Annotated in this window: 2 protein-coding genes and 1 pseudogene; 1 reads left to right on the top strand and 2 read right to left on the bottom strand. The window is 32.3% G+C overall.

The window, feature by feature from the left end; genetic code table 11:
- Window positions 1-601: 601 nt before the first annotated feature.
- The gene (locus AB5Z52_RS16830) at window positions 602-1,033 is read right to left on the bottom strand and encodes a hypothetical protein (RefSeq protein ID WP_238696206.1); all 432 of its coding nucleotides are present in this window, start codon (window positions 1,031-1,033) and stop codon (window positions 602-604) included.
- A gap of 114 nt (window positions 1,034-1,147) precedes the next feature.
- Complete coding sequence (locus AB5Z52_RS16835) at window positions 1,148-1,342, bottom strand: hypothetical protein (RefSeq protein ID WP_137264903.1); 195 nt, start codon at window positions 1,340-1,342, stop codon at window positions 1,148-1,150.
- A gap of 360 nt (window positions 1,343-1,702) precedes the next feature.
- Between AB5Z52_RS16835 and tnpA the strand changes: the two are divergent.
- Window positions 1,703-1,922 (top strand): annotated as a pseudogene (gene tnpA / locus AB5Z52_RS16840) (IS200/IS605 family transposase); the annotation flags it as partial.

Consider the following 1,922-nt stretch of genomic DNA (forward strand, 5'->3'; position numbering starts at 1 on the left):
TAACAATTCCTCCAGTGTGTTTTCTTATATTTTACACACCTTATTTTTATTGTCTAGTTCAGTGTAACCTATCCACTCATTCCATCGTCTATCATAAAATCACCTAACTCATTTTAGTTCTTTACTCGACTACTCTTTTTTAGATCCTAAATATTCTTTTATACGTTCATAGGAACATCCTGCGTACACCGCTCCCATAATGATTCCAAAAACTATAGATCCTACGCAATTAGAAAGAATACTTCCTTTTTCAATAGGTATTCGATAAACATTTGTCATGACAATCATCATGAATATTCCATTACAAAGTGCATACATCACAAATAGTCGGAAAAACAGAAAAGAACTATTCCTTTTTTTATCTATCTTTCTATAAAAAACATACGTCCAGAAAAAAAAACAACATACACCCTAATAACAAAATCAGTTTTAGCACAAACCACCATGAAAAATGTGGATAGAATAAAAAATCAAGCAAACATAATAACGGAACAAAAGAAAAAAATCGATAAGAATGGGACAAATATTCCCAAAACGTTTCTTGTTTTAATTGTTCTATTTGTTGATAAAATTTTTTGTCATCCATCATTTCCATGTTCTCTTACCCCTCTTTTAATGTCGCAGACACTTGAATATCTTTTAACTTCTGAATATGAGTTAACATTGATCTGTTTGCTTTTACAACTACATGTACCACCCCTTTGGTTTTCCCTAAAATCAATTTTTTCTCTCTTTTCAATGGCTTTTTATCGGGACCTGCATATTCATGATTCATTTTATCTATAAGCCGAATCATTAGTAAATACTGCTTTCCCGGATCCGCATGTTCAAATGAGGGATCTCCTTGATAAAGCTCGTTCTTCGAAGGCTTTGCCTGAGATTTCTTTGTATCAAGAACTTCTGTCTCTAAAAACAACTCTGGTGATACATCTTCCGTTGTGCTAGTAATCATTTGTTCCTTAGCATTTTTGTTAGAAAACAACGACTTTCCTATAAATAAAACACTTCCGATTATAGTTAATCCAACAATCAATAATGTTACACTTTTTTTGTTTTCTATTTTTCCATATTTTCATCTATTTGACTACCCTTTTTCTTTTCTAAAACATTCATATGAACATGATTTTTTCTTCTCTTTACATCAATTTCATTCCTTCCAGCGTTGATACTTCCAATGATAGGGTAAATGATACCCATTAATCCATAGAAACGTTTTCTCAATTGGTGTGTCAATTAATTCAGATAATGCAAAAATAAATAAATTGGGACAATTCTGACACAGATAACGAAGCAACCCAATTTTTTCCTGATCCTTCTTTTTTTCATCTTCTAAACAACACACCTCTCTCATCCTCATTTTTTTCTTTAAATTAATTTCTTAAACATAATGTCAAAAAAGCAGAAATCAATAAAGATTTCTACTTTTTCTCTACTTCTCTTTTTGATATACTTTTTTTGAGTTGACAAACTTTAATCTATGAGTGTCATCAACCCACAATGCTAGATCCTTAAAAAAACCATCAATTTGTCAACTCATGCCTACTTGTACTACAAAGTAGGCTTTTTATTGTATGTTTGAAAACCACCTGCTGTGCTGGTGGTTCAAAAGAGCTTCCAGCATGGTATTAAAAAGACCTCCCAAAATTGATAAACTGATGTTGGTTTCCAGACCGCATCACCATCAAAGATAGGAGGTGTCCTTATTGAAAGGGACAAAGAAAGTTTATCACATAGTAAATGGAGATGTAAGTATCACATCGTGTTTGCGCCAAAATATCGGAGATAGATCATTTACGGAAAATATAGAGAAAGTATAAGCGAGATTCTTCGCACGCTCTATGAAATAAAAGGAGTAGAGATCATTGAGGCAAATGCTTGTGCAGATCATATTCATTTACTTGTAAGTATTCCACCAAAGTTAA

The sequence above is a fragment of the Enterococcus sp. RTP21361st1_A6_RTP21361_211029 genome, from assembly GCF_040910045.1.
In the GTDB taxonomy this organism is placed as follows: domain Bacteria; phylum Bacillota; class Bacilli; order Lactobacillales; family Enterococcaceae; genus Enterococcus_D; species Enterococcus_D gallinarum.